Origin of the sequence: Streptomyces sp. NPDC048111 (genome assembly GCF_043202815.1) — a bacterium.
Lineage (GTDB): Bacteria > Actinomycetota > Actinomycetes > Streptomycetales > Streptomycetaceae > Streptomyces.
The window spans coordinates 670524-689059 of the sequence record NZ_JBIDBD010000002.1 but is presented as its reverse complement, the minus strand read 5'-3'; the positions used below and the strand labels follow the sequence as shown (position 1 = coordinate 689059).

Here is an 18536-nt window from a genome sequence, read left to right as displayed (position 1 = left end):
CCGGGCGGGGGCGCGGGCCCCCCACCCCCCGCTCTCAGGTCCCTGCGCCCCCCCGCCGCCCCCCGCCTGCACCCCCGCAACGACCGCGGCGCCCCGGTGGGGCGAGCCACCCCCCACCCCCACCACCCAGGGGCCCCGGCACGCCCCCCGGGGCCGGCCTGATCGCGCTCTCAAGCCCACCCCGGGGCCACCCGCCGCCGGGAGCGTCCCCCTTCCGGCCTGGGTGATCACGCTCTCAGCGACCCAAGGCCGCCCGCCCATCAGAAGCGACCACCCCCAGGGCCCCGTCGCCCCAGGGCCCCGGCGCCCCGGGGCCCGAGGCCGGGCCGGCCCCGGCAGCGCTCTCAGGCCCCCCGCGGCACCCCCGACGGCCGTCCGCGTCCGCGGGTCAGGGTGTAGCCGCCGATGCCCGCGAGGGCGGCGAGCAGGCCGCCGGCCGCGGTCCACAGCCAGCGGTCGGTCCACCAGCCCGAGGCCCAGCCGTCCTCCGGCGCGACCGCCGACTTGGCGCCGAGCGGAGTGGCGAGCCTGCCGTCCACCGCGTGGGCGCCGCCGGTGTCGGCCATGACCGGTTCGACCTCCGCCTTGAACGGCAGGCCCCGGTCCGTCTCGGGCAGGGACACCGCCGTCAGCCGGATGTAATAGGTACCGGGCAGCGGGTCGGTGGACCAGGTGTCGGCCCAGGCGACGGTCGGCCGCAGGGTGCAGGACAGCTCGATGGTGCCAGTGTCCTGTGCCGCGGACCGCGACTGCATCCCGTACATGCAGGGCTGGCGGCGGCGCAGCCCGTCGTATACGTCGATGCGCCATGTGGACGCCCCGTGCCGGGACGCGGCCTCGGGGAGCGTGATCCTGGCGTTGACGGTGGGGCGCTGCCCGGCGTCGGCGGGGAACATCCAGTACAGGTAGTCGCCGCTCGACGCGGACGCCGTGGCCTGCTGGCCCTGCCGCACGGCGACGGCGGTACGGAAGGCGGTACCCGCCTCGGTGGGCGCGGCGTCGCTCTTCGACGCGGAGGGGCTCGGCTTGGGCGTGTCGGCGAGCGCGGGCGACGCCCCGCCGAACAGAGCCGCGCCCGCGAGCGCGACGACCGCCAACTTCCTTACAGATCGCATCAGTCGGCTCCCGGGGCGAGGTGTGGTGGTGGGCATCAGTTGGTCCGCCAGACCGCGATGCGCCAGCGCGAGATCCAGCCCCAGACCAGGCCCGCGACGAGCCCCGCGAGGGTGAGCGCGCCGAGCAGCCACCAGCCGCGGCCGAGGCCGAAGGCCGCGACGTCGGAGGCCTGGTGCGGGCCGTCCACCACGTCGATGGCGAGCTCGACCGGGAGCCCGGGGTCGGTCTTGACGCCGGGCGCGGCCGAGAAGGAGTTGGAGACCTGGAGGCAGACGGTCTCCGGGGTCTTGTCGTCCGCGTCGTCGGCGGGGGCCTTGGGGTAGCGGAGCCCGGTGGAGATCAGGTCCGTACGTCCGTCGCCGGCCTCCGAGCCGCGGACGATCTCGCGTCCGTGCGCGGTGAGCGCTCTCAGCAGTACGCCGTAGTCCGGGTTCGTCTGGCGGTCCAGGCCGATGCTGGCGGAGGCGCGCAGCTCCTGGCCGGGCAGTACGTTCACCTTGTAGGAGCGGTGCTCGGCGAACTTCTCGCGGTCCGTGTACAGGCCGGGCTTCAGCTCGGGAGCGCTCTCACAGCTCGCGGCGCCCTGGGTGGCGACGGGTACCGCGACCGGGTCGGCCGCCCGGTCCACCAACTGCTTGACCTTGCCGGAGAGTTGGTCGGTGTGCTGGACCGAGGTGTACGTGCCGCCGGTCGCCTCGGCGATGCAGGTGAGCTGTGCGCGGGTCTTGGCGTCCGGGATCAGGCCGAGCGTGTCGATGGTGAGGTGAATGCCCTGGGCCGCGATGTCGCGGGCCACCTCGCACGGGTCGAGGGGCTGGCAGGTGTCCTCGCCGTCGGTGATGAGCACGATCCGGCGGGTTGCGTCACCCCCCTTGAGATCCTCGGCCGCGCCCTGCAGCGCGGGGCCGATCGGGGTCCAGCCGGTGGGCACGAGGGTGGCGACGGCGGTCTTGGCCTCGGTGCGGTTCAGCGGTCCGACCGGGTAGAGGGCGCGGGTGTCCTTGCAGCCCACCTTGCGGTCGTTGCCCGGGTAGTTGGCGCCGAGCGTCCGTATGCCGAGCTGTACCTCCTGCGGGACCGCGTCGAGGACTTCGTTGAACGCCTGCTTCGCGGCGGCCATCCGCGACTTGCCGTCGATGTCCGCGGTCCGCATCGACCCCGATACGTCGAGGACGAGGTCGACCTTGGGCGCGGGGGCCTGCTCGGACTGCCCGTCGGGCCCGGGGGCCGCGGCGGCCGTGTCCGCGGCCGGGAGGATGCCGGTGGCGAAAGTGGCGACCAGCGCGCACACTCCGGCCGCCAGCCGTTTTCTGGTGATCATCGCCGGATCCTATGGAAGCATCGATACGCGCCCCAAATCGTCGGCGCGGGCAGTGCGTTCGCTCAGGCAGGCTATGGGGTCTTCTGCGGGCTTTGCACCAGGGCGAGTTCACGGTCCGTCAGCGGAGGTCCCGTCAGGCGGGGTCTGCCCGGTCCGGCGAGCGCGGCGAACAGTACGCGCGGGTGCACCAGTCCGGCTGCCGGTCCTGAGAGCGTCATCACCTCGGTGAGCGCGGTGGCCACCGTGTAGTTCCCGGTGGAGGTCAGCATGAGCCGGTTCACATAGCGCGAGAGCAGGCGTTCGGCGGGCCCAGGGGCGCGGCTCGCGGCGCCCGGGTAGAAGGCGTCCTGCCCCGCGGAGAGCGTCCACGCCATGGCGACCGGACGGGCCACCGCCCGCTGGATCCGCCGGGCCAGGCCGGGTGAGGTCAAGCCCCGCTCGTCGAGGACGCCGCGCAGGGCGAGCGCGCTGAGCGCGGCCACCGACATGCCGTGCCCGTACACGGGGTTGGAGACGGCGACCGCGTCCCCGATGGCGGTGAAGCCCTCGGGCCAGCGGGCGACGCGTTCGAAGTAGCGGCGCCGGTTGGCGGTGTTGGCGTAGGTGCTCACGTCACTCAACGGGGCTGCTTCGGCGAGGAGTTCGGCCACCACCTCGTGCCCGGCGGTCCGGGCGAAGGGGAGGAAGGCCTCGGTGTCGGCCGTGGGACGCCCGCCGCGCATGCCGGAGAGCGTGATCAGCCACTGGCCGTCCTCGATCGGCAGCAGGACGGCGGTGCGCCGTCCGGTCGGCGCGCCCACATCGGTCTGCAGGCTCACCACGGGGAAGGGGTGCTCGCCGGCCGGAGAGCGGTAGCGGCGGCTCGCGTAGACCGTGCCGGCGTCGACCACCTCCTCCTTCGCGGCGGGTACGCCCAGGTCGGTGAGCCAGCGCTGGGCGTGCGAGCCCCGGCCCGCGGCGTCGACCACGAGATCGGCCTCGATCACCCGCTCCGCTCCGTCCTCCCCGCGCACCCGTACGCCGGTGACCCGGCCCGCGGTGCCGGTCAGGCGGAGCACCTTGGTGCGCTGGAGCACGCGCACGGACGGATCGGCGGTGACCCGCTCGCGCACCACCCAGTCCAGGAGGTCGCGGCCGCAGGAGATGAGGTAGTGGGTGTCGCGCCAGCGCCGGTACCAGCCCTGCGGAGACAGGCCGACCATCCCCGAGGTCAGCGGTATCCGCCGGGCCCCGAACGCCAGCCAGCTCTCCAGCACCCCGGGGACAAGCCGCTCCATCGCCTCGGCCCCGCCGCACCAGAGCATGTGGCCGTGCCGTGCCTGGGGGAGCCCCCTGCGGGGCTCCGCGCCCGCCGGCAGGACGTCCTGCTCGACCACGGTGATCTCGTCGCAGTGCCCGCGGAGCGCGGCCGCGGCCAGCATGCCCGCGAGGCCGCCGCCGATCACGACCGCCCGCGCCGTCGGCGAAGACGCCGCACCCACTCCGCGCGAGGACGCGGTGGACGCCGCGCCCGGTCCTGGCGAGGAGGCGGAGGGCGCCTCGTCCGGTCTGTGGGAGGACGCCTCGTCCGATGGGTTCATGGCTGCTTGCTTCCCGCCCATGCCGGATCGCGGCGGGCTGCTTCGACGATGGGGGAGGTGCGGAACGCCTCGGACACCAGCACCAGATCCCGGGCCCGTTCGATGGCGGTCGGCGCTTCGGGCGGCTCACCGGCGAGGGCCAGGCCCTGCGGGTCGTGCGACCGTGCGGTGAGGGCGGCGGCGATCATGGCGGCGTCCGCGACGGCCTTGGCCCGCCGGGGGTCGGCTCCGGTCTCGTACGCCGCGGACTTGGCGGCGTCGTGGAGGGCGAGGTCGAAGTACGGGGCGAGCGAGAGGAATCCGTCGAGGATGCCTGCCTCCCGGTAGGTCAGCCGCAGCTCCGCCGACGACCACCACGCCATCCCGACCGAACCGCCCGCGACCGTGGGACCGGCACGCAGGGCCCGCCACAGGGGCCCGAGCCGGCGGTAGGCGGACCAGGACTGCCAGGTGTGCGAGAGCCTCGGCCCGACCAGCGGCACGATGAAGCCCGCGGCCACCAGGAGCGCGGAGACGGAGGCGACGGGAGGGGCCGCGTCGGTGCTGAGCCCGTCCCAGTCGTGGCCCGCCCAACGGGCGCCCACCGCCAGGAACTTGAGGACGTCGAAGACGAGGTTGAGGAGGTAGCCGCTCACGATGAGCACCAGGCCGGTCCGCAGCCAGCCGTGCACCCGGACCGACCACTTCCAGCACAGTACGGTCGTGACCAGCGACGCGATGCAGTGCGCGACGAGGTAGAGGGCGATCATCTCGCGGATGTACGGCGTGTTCGCGTAGTGCGTGTCCAGGTCGCGCAGGCGCTCCTCGGAGGCGTCGCCGATGCCGAACAGGGTGAACAGCGCGACGATGACCAGGGCATAGGCGGCCACGCACCGCAGGCCGGCTCGCCGGGCCGCCTCCGCCGGGCCGCCGCGCCAGTTGATGATCATGACGAGACAGGCGGCGTTGTACGCCGTGAGAATCGAATAGACGAGCGGGGCCGAGAAGTTGGGTATGCCGGTGACGCGGTTGACCAGGGCGATGGTCGTCGGCGCGGCGAAGAAGAGCACCGAACTCGCCACGATCAGAAGTGCGTTGACGGTGCGCAGCAGCGGGTCCCGCCAGGTCCGGCGCATGCCGGGCACCCGGCAGGCGAACCCGATGGCGAGCAGCACGGCCGGGACGTAGTAACCCAGGTCCTTCACGCGTCAGCCCTGGGGCCGGCGATAGCCCAGGGAGGCTTCGATGCGGCCGGCGAGGGCATCGCGGTGCGCCGGGACGTACGCGCCCGAATCGGGCAGCCAGGGACGGCACTTGCTGCCGAGCAGCAGTCCGAAGCTCTCCGCCTCGGACTCCTCCGCCAGGTGCGAGCGTGTCCGCGCCGCCACCTTGCGCACGGCCGCCCCGAGGTCGCCCTCGGCGGTCAGCAGCCGTGCGGCGACGGCCGCTCCGGCGACGTGGTGGCTGCCGTGCCCGGCGTCCATGTGCCACAACTCGTGTCCCAGGATGACCAGTTGGTGGTCAGGGGTTGTACGCTCCTCCACCACGACGAGGTCGCGGTCGGCCATGTCGAGCCAGAGTCCGCTCGCGGTGCCGGGCGGGAAGGCCGCCATGCGGAAGTCGACGGGACGGCCCCGGCGCTTGCTCATGCCCTCGCACAGAGCGGCGTACAACGCGGTCGGCTCCGCCGGAGCGGGGATGTTGATGCCCGCGACCAGCTCGCCGCACAGCCGGCGCATCTCCTTGCCTATGCCCACCGTTCTCCCCGCCAGCCGTTCATGGAGCAGCACTTCGTCGAGCAGCCCGTCTCTGTGCAGCCTGCCGAGCCGTACGCGTTTGATCCAGTCAACATTGAGCCGGAGTTCGTTGAACTCGGCACCATGTCGAGGCCGGAAATGAACGGACGGCGACGTCCGGGCAGGCCAATGGGTGCGGCGCGGTGCCGCCACCGGGTCGTGCGGTTCATCTCAGGACTCCGACCGCTTCACGCTCTCCAGGAGCATGTCGAGCCACTCGGTGACCTTGTCGCGGTGCTTGTCCGTGGGCAGCTGTGCGGCCCGCCAGGCGATGCCGCGCACCCCGTGGTCCTGGAGCAGCCGCTCCAGCGCGTCACCGCCCGGCGCCCCCGCGAGCTCCACCTCCCGCTCGCGGCCCGCGAGTTGCTGGAGCAACTCCTGTTCGGTGCGCAGGAGCGCGCCGCCGAGCGCGTCGGTGTCGTCGGCCGTCAGGAAGCCCGCGTGGACTCCGAAGAAGCGCTGGATCGCGTCGCAGTGTTCCATCGTCGGACGCCGGTCGCCGTTGATGAGGGCGCCCGCCTGCTGGCGTGACATGCCCGCGCCGTCGGCGATCTCCTGCTGGGTGTGCGGGCGCCCGTTGGGCTTGCGGCGCGTGCTGCGCAGCAGGCTGAACCGTTGCAGGAAGCGTGCCTGCAGATCGGGTTCGCCGGCCGGCCGTCCTTCGAGCAGAGCGCCCACGACATCGGCCGGAACGCCCGATGCCTCGGAGAGCCGGTGGACGTCGAACACGTCCGCCTGGCTCGCCCCGAGTTTTGCGGCGAGCTCGGCCACACGGGCGACGACGGCCGCGAGGGGGCCCGTGGCCGCCGGTCCCGGAACCAAGAAGCCGTCCGTCACCAGTGGTTCTCCTAGATCATGCGAGGTCGGTGGGCACAACAGTGGATGCTCCGGAGATTAGCGGGTCCCGGCAACAACAACCAGAACTTGCCACAGTTGTGGCGCAATCAAAGCTTCGGGGGGCCGGAATGCCACGATGCTTGACATCATTGTGTCGGCGGCATCAGGATCGCCACGCGGTGTGAAGATCGCCCTCCGAGCCCCGGGCGGGCCCGAAGGCCGGCCGCCGCACCCGCGGGCCAGCAAGAGGAGTCGCGTACTCGATGGCGGAAGAATCGGTGGCGAAGGATTCGGTGACCAAGGTTCCGGCAGTGCACGCCCCTGTGGTGGGGCGTCCGTTCGCCCTGGTCCAGGAGCGGCCCGGACAGCAGACGGCCGCGCAGGAGAACGCCGCCGACGACACGACGACGGCGAGAACTCCTGCGCCCGGACTCCCGGACGACCCCGAACTCCGGGCCTACGTCCACGACTACTTCGCGATGACGGACGCGCTGCCCTTCCCGTCCGTGGTCCTCGACCCGGGCTGGGGGGTGGCCCACGCCAACCCGGCGTACGACGCGCTCTTCGGCGCCGTCGGACCCCACCCCACCGCCATGCCGAGCGCCAACTTCCTGCGCTTCGTGCTGTTCCACCCGGACGCGGCCAGTGTGCTCGCCGACCACGAAACGGCCTGGTGCCTGCCGATGCTGGCCCAGTTCGCCGAGGCGTTCGCCGACGACGAGAGCGCTCCGGGGCTGCGGGACATCCGGCACGACATCGCCGACGACCCGATCATGGACGCCGCCTTCCGCCTCGGGCTTCCCCACTGGGTCCAAGCGGTCGGCGACGCCGCCGTCCACCACGACGGAGCGGTACGCCACGTACGCCACCCCGACCCGGAACGCGGCCGCACCAGCTGCCGCCTGATCAGCGAAACCCCGCGCACCCTGCGGGAGTTCGGACTGCGCAGGCTGACCCTGGTGCTGCGCGAGACAGAGCCTGCGCCCACCCGGCGAGGCCGCGCCCACCTGAGCGTGGTGCCTGCGCGCTAGGGCGGCGTGTTGGGGACGCTCGGACGGCGCGTGGTTGCGGGCGGGGCCGACGCCGGGGGCGGAGGGTACCTCGGCATGTGGTTGCTGCGGGCGCCGCCTGCCGCGCGTGTGGCTGAGGCCGGCGCCGATTGCCACAACTGTGGCTGACGCCGGTGCCGTCGGCCGCGCTTGTGGCTGATGCCGGTGCCGCTGGGGTCTCCGGGCACGGCCGGCCCGCATCCTGGACCCCGGCCACGGCCCGGGCGCCCATTGGCCATGGCCGTGGAAACGGTCGCGGCTCGGGCCACCTGCCATGACCACGGCCGTCGCTCGCGCGAGCACCCCCCCCGCCCGCACCGAATGCTTTCAGCCAATTGCGCGCGAACTCGGGCCGCCGTTGCGGAGGTTGCCGCATCCACTGTTGCTAGCGTGGCCGCGGCAGACGCGGGCGGTGGGCGAAATCGGGGGCGGACATGCTGGATCCCACATCGACGGCGGCCGTCGCCGCGGTCCTGGGCGCGGTCGGTGCGGGCCTCGCCAACGAGGCGGGCAAGGCGGCCTGGGAGAGTGCGGGCGGTCTGGTCCGCCGCATCGTCGGCCGGGAGGTGCGCGCCCCGCGAAGCCCCGCCGAACTGGACGGCATCGCCCAGCAGGTGCACGACGCCGTACGCCATGATCCCGCTCTCGCCCGGGCCTGGACGGCGTTCGCTCGCAGCGCCCCGACCCCCGGCGGGCCCAGCCGGGCACCCGCACTGCACGCCTCCACCCGCTTCTTCACCGACCGCGACGCCGAACGCAAGGCCCTGAGCCGCGAAGCCTCCCGCAGGGCGGACGGCAGACCTCGCGTCGCCGTGCTGCACGGTCCCCAGGGTATCGGCACCAGCGCCCTCGCCCTCCACTGGGGCTGCGCCGAGCTGCGCCGCTTTCCCGACGGCCAGCTGTACGCGGATCTGCGCGGCTCCACTGCCGGCGCCGCCTCGGGAGCCGACCCGACGGCCGTACTGCGTGTGCTGCTAAGGCAGTTGGGGATTCCGGCGGAGGAGATCCCGCCCGGCCGCGACGACCGGCAGACGCTGCTGCGCGCCTGCACGGCGGAGCGCCGCATGCTGATCGTCCTCGACCACGCCAGGTCCGCCGCGCAGATCCTGCCCGTCCTCACCTCCGCGCCCGGCGTGTTCGTCATCGTGGCGGCCCGCCATCCGCTCCCCGGTCTCGACGCGGTCGGCATCCCGGTGGGACCGCTCTCCGACAAGGACGCCCGGCGGCTGCTCGCCGAGGTGGCCAAGGCGGGCAACATACCGCTGGACCGGGCCGCCCTGCCCGCCGTGCTGGCCCGCTGCGCGGGATCCCCGTTCGCCCTGCGCGCGGCAGCGGCTCGCCTCACGGCGCGGCACTGGCAGCAGGAGGGGCACCTGGGCGACGACGCCGCACGCACCGCCGTGGCCGACAGCGTCGCAGCCCTCGCCCCGGACGCGGCACGGGCCCTGAGGCTCCTCGCCCAGCGGGACTGGCCGGCGTTCGCAGCGCCCATGACCGCAGCCGTGCTCGGCATCGACGAGCGTTCGGCCGTGGACGTGTTGCATACGCTTGCCGCCGCCCGACTGCTTGAGAGCGCTCCCAGCGACGCATACGCCATCGCGGGCGCCGACGCTGGTGTGGGAGGCGGCGCTGGGGGCGGGGCTGGTGCTGCGGGCAGTGATAGGGGTGAGGGCGGGGCTAATGGACACGACGGTGCGAGCGGCGGGCACACCCCGCACGCCGACCGTGCCGCATACGGCATGAGACCGCTGATCCGGGAGTACGCCGCCGCAGAGGCGCTGCGTGAGGACGGGCTCGAGGAGGCGGACGAAGCGGTGCGGCGGGCGATCCGCTGGTGCGTCGATTTCGCGGAGTCGGCGGGCAGAGCCGCCCTCAGCCAGGGCTGGCGTCTGGGGGAAGGGGCCAGCTCGGGCCAGGGGGCCGTGCGGTACGCGGACCCGGGCCAGGCACTCGCCGCACTCCGGCGCGAGCTGGGCAACCTGCTCCAAGCCGTCTTCGCCGCCGAGGAGTTGGGGGACACGGACGCGGTCTTCCGGTTGAACCAGGCCCTGTGGCCGGTGCAGCTGAAGATGGGCTGCCATGACGAACTGCTTCCGGCCCTGCGCGCCGGCGTCCGGGCCACCGAGGCCGGTGCCCCCGACTCGCGTGAAGCCGCGCGTATGCACACCCTGCTCGGCCTCAACCTGATGGAACTGCGCCAGTGGTCCGACGCCGAGACCGCTTTCACGGAAGCCGCCCGTGTCGAACGGGCCGCAGGCCACATCCGAGGTCACGCCACCGCCGTCGAATCCCTCGGACTGCTGCGGTTGCGCGAGTGGCGCTTTGCGGAGGCATACGACTGCTTCGAGGCGGCGGACCGCATTCTCGACGGCGTCTCGGAGGACGGCGAGGGAGGACGCGATGTGCCGCGCGCCCGGGCGCTCCTGGAGCGCCATCGCGGGCGCGCGCTGCGCGGACTGGGCCGGTGGGTGGAAGCGGAGAGTCGCCTTGAGAGCGCTCTCGCGTTCTTCCGGGCGACCCGCGAGCCCTACAACACGGCGCGTACGCTCACCGACCTCGCCGAGACCTTCGAAGCGAGCGGCCGCGCGTCGGCCGCGCTATCGCTGCTCGACGAGGCGGCCACGGCCCTGACCGATGAGCAGGCCCACTACCCCCTGATGCACGTGAGAGCGCTTCGCGAACGCTGCGAGGGCGAAGCGCGGACCGGAGCCTGAGGCGGCTTGACTGCCCACGTGGGCGAGTGGTGCTGAAGCGGGCCCCGCGCCTTTGGGCGGGCTGACGGGCGCCGGGGTGCTTGGCCAGGCAGGTGCGGCTGAGTTCGGCGGGCTCCGGGCCGGGCCCGCTCGGGCCGGCGGCTCTGGCTCAGCGTGGACGACGCTGGGCGTGGCCGGGGTCGCGCTCGGCCTGCGGCGGTGCTGGCGACCGGCTGGCGTCGACAGGCATTGGTCGTCGAATGAGAGCGCTCTCTTCCTGTAATCCGGGGCACTAAGTCCGCAGCGCGAAGTCCGCAGCGCGAAGTCCGCAGCGCGAAGTCCGCGGCATGAAGTCCGCGGTAGTGAGGGAGCGCGATGGCGAGCCGTGCCGGGAAGAGCTTGGCAGGAAAGCTCGGGCCCGAAACCCGGACCAGGCAAGGTGCCTCAGGAAGGCGGTGTTCGCTCCAACCCGCGCAGGAGCAGCGCGACCATGCGGCGCGGGTCGTAGCGAGGGTCGCTGTCCCGGCCGATGCAGAGGTTGCCGATGCCGCGCATCAGCTCGTACGCCTGAGTACCCGGCGCGATCTCCCCGGCCTCCACCGCAGCGTCGAGCAAGCGGGCGCAAACGGGTACCAGCCGCTCCTGGAAGTAGGCGAGCAGCGCGTCGAAGCCGCTGCTGTCCGACTGCATCGCCTTGGCGAGCCCGTGCTTGGTTACCAGGAAGTCGACAAAGAGATCGACCCACTGGCGAAGGGCTGTGAAGGGGGAGTCGCCCTCGGCGAGTAGGCGCGGCCCGGCTTCGGCGCACGCGTCGACCTGGTGGCGGTACACGGCGACGACCAGATCGGCGCGCGTTGGGAAGTGGCGGTAGATCGTGCCCATCCCGACGCCGGCCCGAGCCGCGATCTCACGGATCGGCGCGTCGACTCCGGACGTGACGAACACCGCCGCCGCAGCGTCGAGCAGCGTCTGCTGATTGCGCAGCGCGTCAGCCCGCTTGCCCCTGCCAGCAGCTTCCCCGGCGGGACTTGTCCTCGGCACCGCGCCCTCCTTTGTATGTCGTCACTCCGGCCGTCAACCAGGCCTTTCTCGTGACCGTTGACTAAACGGAACAGCGCTCCGTATATTAAACGGAACGACGTTCCGCTTGCAGCCTAGCTGAGACGGGACACATCCGTCTGCCTGTCTGCTTCGCCCCGCAACGCGAGTCCCTGTCGGCGCCCGCGTCGGGGCCGTCGATGGCCATGACTGAGCCACGCGTGAGGCCGGGCGCTGAACAGCGCTGCCGGGCCACACCTCAAACAGCCCCTGACCACCCTCTGAAGGGACACACACCAGCATGAGCGGATCACCCTCGAACGACGCAGCCACTACCTCCACCGCCCCCACCACGCCGCCCCCGGTGCCCGTCCTCTCGGTCGCGCCGGTGGTGCTGTCGACGCCGGACCGCGCCGTGGGCCTGGAGCTACGGATCTCGGTGCCGGTGACCGGGACCGGGCTGCCGGTCATCCTCCTCTCGCACGGCCAGGGATTCTCGAACCACCTCTCCTCCCTGAACGGTTATGCCCCCCTCGTCAACTACTGGGCGGCGCACGGGTTCGCGGTGATTCAGCCGACCCACCTGAGTTCGCGCTCCCTGACTCTGGAGCCCAACTCCCCTGAAGCGCCCCTCTATTGGCGTTCACGCGCCGAGGACATGTCTCGCACACTCGACCGGCTCGACGAGATCGAGGCGGCCGTCCCGCACCTTCGCGGTCGCCTGGACCACAGCAGGGTCGCCGTGGCCGGGCACTCCATGGGCGGACACACGGCGAGTCTGCTGCTCGGGGCACGGCTCACCGATCCGGAGGACGGGAGGGAAGTCGTCCTGGCCGACTCGCGGATCACGGCAGGTGTACTGCTCGCCTCTCCCGGCCGGGGCGGCGACGCTCTCACCGAGCAGGTCGCCAAGCTGTACCCCGTCTTCCTGAGCACGGACTTCACGGGGATGACGACACCGGCACTCGTGGTCGCAGGGGGCGGCGACACCTCCGAGCACATGACGGTCAACGGCCCGGCCTGGCACGCGGACCCGTACCACTTGGCACCCGGACCCAAGACCCTGCTCACGCTGTTCGGGGCCGAACACGGCCTGGGTGGCATCTCCGGCTACGACGTTGCCGAGACGACGGACGAGGACCCCGCACGTGTGGCCACCGTCCAGCGCTTGACCTCGGCCTACCTCCGATCCACCCTCTACCCCGCCGACCCGTCGTGGCAGGTGGCGTGCGAGGGCTTGGCCGCGGAGGCCGAGCCGACAGGGCGGGTCGAGTCGAAGGGGGCTTCTGAGAGCGCTTCCAGTGCGGCATCGAGGTAGGGGGTCCTGGACAAGTGCGGTTGGCGTGCCGCCGGCACCGCTCTCCTGTCGCGGCAGGCGGCAAACAGAGGCCCTCACGGCAGGGGCTCGCGCGAACCTGTCACCGTGACCCGATGCACGGCACGCCCCGTCCGGACGGTGATCCCGTTCTCCACTGCCCGCTCAACACTCAGGCCAGCCGTCAGCCAGGCGCGCAGGGCCGAGGCGGAGCATGCGGGGTCAATCCCTTCGGGTTCGCCGATGAGGCGCAGGATCTGTCCGGCGCGGGTCCGAACCGTGCACTCGCCCGGTCCCGTGATGTAGGCGGCGAGCGAGCTGTACGGGTGGCGTTCGAGCACTTCCGCCGTCCAGCACTCGGGTGAGCCGAACCGAGGATCCGCCGCGTCACCGTGCCGGAACACAACATCCGCGAGGGCGAGTTGACCTGGATCTCGGGTGTCCTCGTGCACGGCGATATGGGCATCTCCTTCGCCGACGGACTCGTGCGCGGGGTCTGCGTGACGAGCCACGTGGACCTCGTACGGCTCGGCCGTAACGCACGTGAGGACGTGCAACGGAGCTGTCATCGCCGCTGGTTGATGCGGCGGAAGCCTCAACGGCTCAAGTTGTGCGCGCTGTTGGGGCTCCGGCGAGGCGAGCAAGTCGTAGAACAGGGTGCGCAGTAGTGCCGCCGATGAGCCGGGCGCGGACGTGGTGTGCTGGGCCGGACCGGGAAACGGGTGGTGATGCGCGATGAGGTCGTTCAGCTGCGAGGCCAAGGGGGTGTGCAGGTCCAACAGGGGCGCCCGACGGACGAAGTCGGCCACGGGGGACCGGGGGTCGAGCCCGTTCGACGGGGCGGCGCCGAGGAGTACCGGGGTGCCGAGGGCGGCCGCGTAGTAGCTGACCGAGCCGTGGTCGCCGATGACCGCGTCGGCTGCGATCAGGGCCTGGCGCCAGTCGTGCAGGGGGTCGACCAGTGTGAGTCCCGCGCGCAGGGCACGGTCCAGCCAGGCTCTGATCTGCCCGGGGCCGTGGCCGTGCCAGATGTTGGGGTGCAGGACCGCCGCGATCCGGTACTCGTCGGCGGGAAGCTCTGCGATGAGCCGGGGCAGGAGGGCGGGCAGTACATCGGCCCCGCCCCCGTCGCCGAAGAGCGACTCGGGGTTCCACGTGGAGTTCAGCAGAATCAGGCGCTGGCCCCGGCGCACACCGAACGCCCTGCGAAAGCGCTCTCGGTACGGGCGTGCCGCCAGCATTCGGTCGTAGCAGGGGTCACCGGCAAGGACCGCGGTGGAGACGGCCTCGGGGCACGTGTCGCGCAGCCGGTCCAACTGCTCGGGGTGTGAGAGGACCATGGCGTCGGCGATGGGGCTTCCGTCGTGCAGCAGCCACTCGGGCGAGAGGCCGAACACGGGTGCCGACGTGAGAGCGCTCTCGACCGGTTCTTCGGGGCGCAGACAGGCCGGCGCCGATACCGGGGCCGAGCCCAAGGCCCCAGGCGAGAGGCGTCCGGTGTCCGGTGTCCGGTGTCCGGTGTCCGGTGTGGCGAGCGTCTTATTGTAACCAACGCCATGGGACAGCAACGCCAACTTGCCTGATATGCAATGCAGTTGGCCGCCCAGGCTGGCCGTGATCGCCAGGTCCACCCTCGTGTCCAGTGCCTGCTCCCAGGGCAGGACCGGTAGGCCGGTCTCGGCGAGAAGGGCTTCGACGCCGCCCTCGAATGCCGACGACCCCGGACAGGTGGCCAGGAGTTGGATTCCGAGGTCGTCGTTGAACAGGGGCAGCACATCGAGCAGCCGGGTCGCCGAGGTCACGTTGTGCACCACGAACAGGACGCGTCGGCACCTCCCGCGGGTGGCCCAGCGGGTGGCATCCGCTCCGACCGGCACGCGGAGGTGGCGCTCACCCGACCCTGCCACCGCGCCCCCCGCCTCTGCGACCCCGCTTGTGTCCCGTGAACCATCGGCCATGCCCGACAGGTGCGGCCACGATAACCAAATAGGTCCGCCGGTCGTCCCCGGGTCCGGGGCGCGGCGGCCTCGCATAGGCGGCACGGCCTCTGCGGCCCGGGGACGTACCGAGCGGGGCGGCGGGGAGAATGGGCGGGTGATGCTCCGCTACCGCGTACTCGGACCGACGCACGCCCTGTGCCCCGACGGCAGTGAGGCGCGGCTCGGGGGTGCCCGCCTGAGAGCGCTCCTCGCGGCGCTCGCGGCGGGCGGCGGCCGTGACGTACCGCAGTCCGCGCTCGTCGCTCAGGTGTGGAGCGAGGAGGCACCGCCGCCCGCCGACGAGGTCGCGGCGCTCCAGGCCCTGGTGGGGCGGCTGCGGAAGGCGCTCGGGCGGGGTTCGGTGGAGTCGGCGCCGGGTGGCTACCGGCTCGTCGCCGAGCCGGACGAGATCGACGTCTTTCGGTTCGAGCGCCTCGCGGTGCAGGGTGCCGCCGCGCTCGCCGCCGGGGACGCGGAGGGCGCGGTCGCGCTGCTCGATGAAGCGCTCTCCCTGTGGCGGGGGCCGGCGTTCGCCGACCTGCCCGGCCGCGACGGCGATCCGCTCGTGGTGCGGGCCGAGCGGCGCCGGGCCGAGGCGCACCGCAATCGGCTGGCGGTGGAGGTCGAGCTGGGGCGCGCCGAGAGCGCTCTCACCGACCTCGCCGACCTCGCCGCTGCCGCCCCGCTGGATGAGCCCCTCCAGGCATTGCACCTACGGGCGCTGCGAGCGGCCGGCCGGCCCGCCGAGGCGTTGGCCGCGTACGCATCCGTACGGGAAGCGCTCTCAGAGCGGCTTGGCACCAGCCCCGGGCCCGAGCTGGCCGCGTTGCACCAGGAGCTGCTACGTCCCGGGCCGCCGCGAACAGCGACCGCATCGCCTCGAAGAGCCGCCGTGTCACCTCGACCCGGGGTGTCGCGTGATGGCGCGGGGGAGGCGCCGGTTTCGGATTCCAGGGCGTCCGGCAATTTGCGGGCCCGGCTCACGTCGTTCGTCGGTCGGGAGGCGGACGTCCGGGCCGTGCACGCGGGGCTGCGGCAGGGTCGGTTGGTCACGCTCTCCGGGCCGGGGGGCGCCGGCAAGACGCGGCTCGCGGTGGAGGCGGCGGACGCGTCGGCCGAGCAGTGGCAGGACGGGGTCTGGCTGGTCGAACTCGCGCCCGTACGGGACGGAGCTGCCTTGGCCGAGGTCGTACTCACGGCTTTGGGAGCCCGCGAGACGCGGCTCGTCGCGCCGACCGAAACGGCGCCGAGGGATCCGCTCACGCAACTGCTGGCGCACTGCGGCAGGCTGCGGATGCTGATCGTGGTCGACAACTGTGAGCAAGTCGTCGGAGCGGTGGCGGAGTTGGTGGAGGAGCTACTCGTCTCCTGCCCGGGGGTCACCGTCCTTGCCACCAGCCGGGAGCCGCTCGGGGTGCCGGGGGAGCGGGTGATGGCCGTCGGTCCACTGCCGCACGAGAGCGCTCTCAGCCTGTTCGGGCAGCGTGGCGCCGCGGCTCGTCCGGACTTCAGCACTTCCGACGATCCGGAAGCGGCCGCCGAGATCTGCCGGCGTCTCGACGGGCTGCCTCTGGCGCTCGAACTCGCCGCCGCCCGGTTGAGGCTGTTCACGCCCCGGCAGATCGCGGACCGGCTCGACGACCGCTTTCGGCTGCTCACCACGGGGCCACGGACCAGTCGGACCCTGCAGCCACGTCAGCAGACGCTGCGTGCGGTGGTCGATTGGTCCTGGGATCTGCTGGAGCCCGCTGAGCGCGCCGTGCTGCGGCGCCTCGCCGTCTTCAACGGCGGGTTCGCGCTGCGGGAGGCCGAGGTCGTCTGCGTACAGCCCGAGGGGGAGGGGGTGGCGGACGCCGGTGCGGACGCGGTGGCAAAGGCCGGGGCGGGCGCTGGAGTCGGAGCGGAGTGGGTGCGGGGTCCCAGGCATGTGATGGACCTGCTCGGGTCCCTTGTCGACAAGTCGCTGGTCACCGTCACCTCCAACGTCACTTCCACCCCTACCGCCGCCCCTGCCACCACCACCTCCCGCTCCGCCTCCCCCTCCACTTCGGTCTCGGCCACGACACCGGGTGGCGGTGCCGGGGAGATGCGGTACGGGCTGCTGGAGACCGTCGCGGAGTATGCGCGGGAGCGGCTCGACGAGGCAGGGGAGCGGGAAGAGGCCGAACTGCGGCACCTCGTGGCGTACCGCGAACTCGTCCGGGTCGGCGAGGCCGCACTGCGTGGGCCGCTCCAGCACCAGGTGATGGGGTGCTTCGAAGTCGAGCACGGCAATGTGCATGCCGCTCTGCGTACGGCAGTTGAGCGGGGACGTGAGCAGGACGCGCTGACCCTGGTCCTCGCCATGGCCTGGTTCTGGCAGCTGCGCGGGCATCATGCCGAGGCGCGGGACTGGTCCTGTGCCGTCGCGGACCTCGGTCCCGACCCGTTCGCCGAACCCGTTCGCCGTGCGGTGCCGCTCGCCGAGCGCTGCACGGACGGTCCGCCGCCGTGGTCGGAGGAGATGCTCTGGGAGGCCCGTCGCGGAGTGCGGCTCATGGTGTTCGCGGCCAGTGGGAGGGGTGAGGCGGAGCTGGACAGTCCGGAGACCGTCGCGTATCTGCGCCGGGTCGTTGAGGCGTACGGTCCGGGGCTGCCGCAGAACAGCCGTCAACCCGGGTCGGTCTGGTACTTCGCGCGTTTGCTCACGGGGGAGTTCGCCGCATTCGACGAGGTCGTGCACGAGATGGTCCGGGGTGCCCGCCGGCACGGGGACGCCTGGGACCTCGGCTTCACGCTGCTGCTCCGCGCCAAGCTGCTCAATGGCACCGACGCCGAGGAGGCCCTCGCCCTCTTCGAGGGGATCGGCGATCCCTGGGGCATTGCCGAATCGCTCGCCGCGCGCGGGGAAACGCATGCACGCGAGGGAAGGTACGCGGAGGCGGCGGCGGACTTCGAGCGGGCTCTCGCCGGTGTTGACCAGATGGGGTCGCACGCACAAGTCCCGGTTTTCAAGGGCCGGTTGGCGTCGGTACGGCTTGAGGTGGCGCGCACCGCGGACGAGACTGCCGAGGCGGAGCGGATGCTGGTCGAGGCCGTCGAGGAGTCCCGGCAGTTCCCTGGTGAGGGGATCGGAAGCGCTCGGCTGTTCTTGGCGCAGCACTACGGGCGTACGGGCCGGGTGGAGCTCGCGCGCGAGCAACTGGGTGTGATGGAGGGCGAGTTCAGCGCGCCGACGCCCGACCTCTTCCGGGGGCTTGTGGCCGGGGTGCATGGCTGGCTCGACTGTCTTGACGGCAAGTTCGCCGATGCCCAAGGCAGGGTGCGGGACGCGATTCGGCGGTTGGAAAGCCAGGCCTACCTCGTCGCTCCGAACCTGATCCTCAGTCAATTCCTCTGCTCTGCATGGGCCAAGGCCGAACTCGGCGAGGCGGTGGACGGTGCCCGGCTGATCGGGGCGTACGACCGGAGCGCGACGGGCAGCGAGAGCTTCGGTCTGCGTCCGCTGCCGGCCGAGCCCGAGACACGTCGTCGGGTGGAGGGCGTGCTGCGGGCGGTGCTGGGACCGGCAGCGTACGACCGTGCCTACGCAGAGGGTGCGGAGCTTGCTGTGCGGGAGGCGGCCGGGCTGGTGTGAGCCGACCGCGCCGCCCCCGGGCCCCGCTCGCCCCGCTCGTGCCGGCGCCGCCACCCCAGGAAGCTCGCCCAGGAACCCCCGGGGGCGCCCCATCCTTGGCAGATCGCCCCCCCCGGGGCCCTCCCCGCGACACGCCCGACAGTGCTGCCCGCCGTCGCCCCCACACCGACCCCTCCACCCCTCCGATCCACACCCGCACCGTCATCCACGCCGTCCT

The 18536-nt window shown here is 72.5% G+C and carries 12 protein-coding genes; 4 read left to right on the top strand and 8 right to left on the bottom strand.

Annotation, left to right across the window (positions count from 1 at the left end; all coding sequences use genetic code 11):
* Positions 1-344: 344 nt before the first annotated feature.
* The 6 genes from ACGF3I_RS07785 to ACGF3I_RS07760 form a co-directional block, all read right to left on the bottom strand.
* Entirely contained in the window at positions 345-1115 is a 771-nt protein-coding gene (locus tag ACGF3I_RS07785; protein WP_393129702.1) for a hypothetical protein, read from the bottom strand.
* Positions 1116-1150: 35 nt separating this feature from the next.
* Entirely contained in the window at positions 1151-2437 is a 1287-nt protein-coding gene (locus ACGF3I_RS07780; RefSeq protein ID WP_393129701.1) for a VWA domain-containing protein, read from the bottom strand.
* Positions 2438-2508: 71 nt separating this feature from the next.
* Positions 2509-4017, bottom strand: a complete 1509-nt coding sequence (locus ACGF3I_RS07775; protein WP_393129700.1) for an NAD(P)/FAD-dependent oxidoreductase — start codon at positions 4015-4017, stop codon at positions 2509-2511.
* Positions 4014-5201 carry an MAB_1171c family putative transporter gene (locus ACGF3I_RS07770; RefSeq protein ID WP_393129699.1) on the bottom strand — a complete coding sequence of 396 codons (1188 nt, stop codon included), beginning with the start codon at positions 5199-5201 and terminating at the stop codon, positions 4014-4016. The genes ACGF3I_RS07775 and ACGF3I_RS07770 overlap by 4 nt, the downstream gene beginning before the upstream one ends.
* A 3-nt stretch (positions 5202-5204) precedes the next feature.
* Positions 5205-5735: a toxin-antitoxin system, toxin component gene (locus ACGF3I_RS07765; protein ID WP_393129734.1), complete on the bottom strand. Its 531-nt coding sequence runs from the start codon at positions 5733-5735 to the stop codon at positions 5205-5207.
* A gap of 228 nt (positions 5736-5963) precedes the next feature.
* The gene (locus ACGF3I_RS07760) at positions 5964-6629 is read right to left on the bottom strand and encodes a helix-turn-helix domain-containing protein (RefSeq protein WP_393129698.1); all 666 of its coding nucleotides are present in this window, start codon (positions 6627-6629) and stop codon (positions 5964-5966) included.
* Positions 6630-6892: 263 nt separating this feature from the next.
* Here ACGF3I_RS07760 and ACGF3I_RS07755 point away from each other — a divergent pair, with 263 nt between their 5' ends.
* Both ACGF3I_RS07755 and ACGF3I_RS07750 read left to right on the top strand, forming a co-directional pair.
* Entirely contained in the window at positions 6893-7660 is a 768-nt protein-coding gene (locus tag ACGF3I_RS07755; RefSeq protein ID WP_393129697.1) for a hypothetical protein, read from the top strand.
* A gap of 452 nt (positions 7661-8112) precedes the next feature.
* Entirely contained in the window at positions 8113-10392 is a 2280-nt protein-coding gene (locus ACGF3I_RS07750; RefSeq protein ID WP_393129696.1) for a tetratricopeptide repeat protein, read from the top strand.
* A gap of 423 nt (positions 10393-10815) precedes the next feature.
* On the opposite strand, the gene ACGF3I_RS07745 is transcribed toward ACGF3I_RS07750, so the two are convergent.
* Positions 10816-11412 (bottom strand): TetR/AcrR family transcriptional regulator, encoded by a 597-nt coding sequence (locus ACGF3I_RS07745; RefSeq protein WP_393129695.1) that lies wholly within the window; start codon positions 11410-11412, stop codon positions 10816-10818.
* Between the two features lie 298 nt (positions 11413-11710).
* On the opposite strand from ACGF3I_RS07745, the gene ACGF3I_RS07740 reads away from it, so the two are divergent.
* On the top strand, positions 11711-12727 hold the full coding sequence (locus ACGF3I_RS07740; protein WP_393129694.1) for an alpha/beta hydrolase family protein: 1017 nt from the start codon (positions 11711-11713) through the stop codon (positions 12725-12727).
* A gap of 74 nt (positions 12728-12801) precedes the next feature.
* On the opposite strand, the gene ACGF3I_RS07735 is transcribed toward ACGF3I_RS07740, so the two are convergent.
* The gene (locus ACGF3I_RS07735) at positions 12802-14682 is read right to left on the bottom strand and encodes a hypothetical protein (protein WP_393129693.1); all 1881 of its coding nucleotides are present in this window, start codon (positions 14680-14682) and stop codon (positions 12802-12804) included.
* 139 nt (positions 14683-14821) lie between these two features.
* Between ACGF3I_RS07735 and ACGF3I_RS07730 the strand changes: the two genes are divergently transcribed.
* The gene (locus ACGF3I_RS07730; RefSeq protein WP_393129733.1) at positions 14822-18319 is read left to right on the top strand and encodes an ATP-binding protein; all 3498 of its coding nucleotides are present in this window, start codon (positions 14822-14824) and stop codon (positions 18317-18319) included.
* Positions 18320-18536 lie beyond the last annotated feature (217 nt).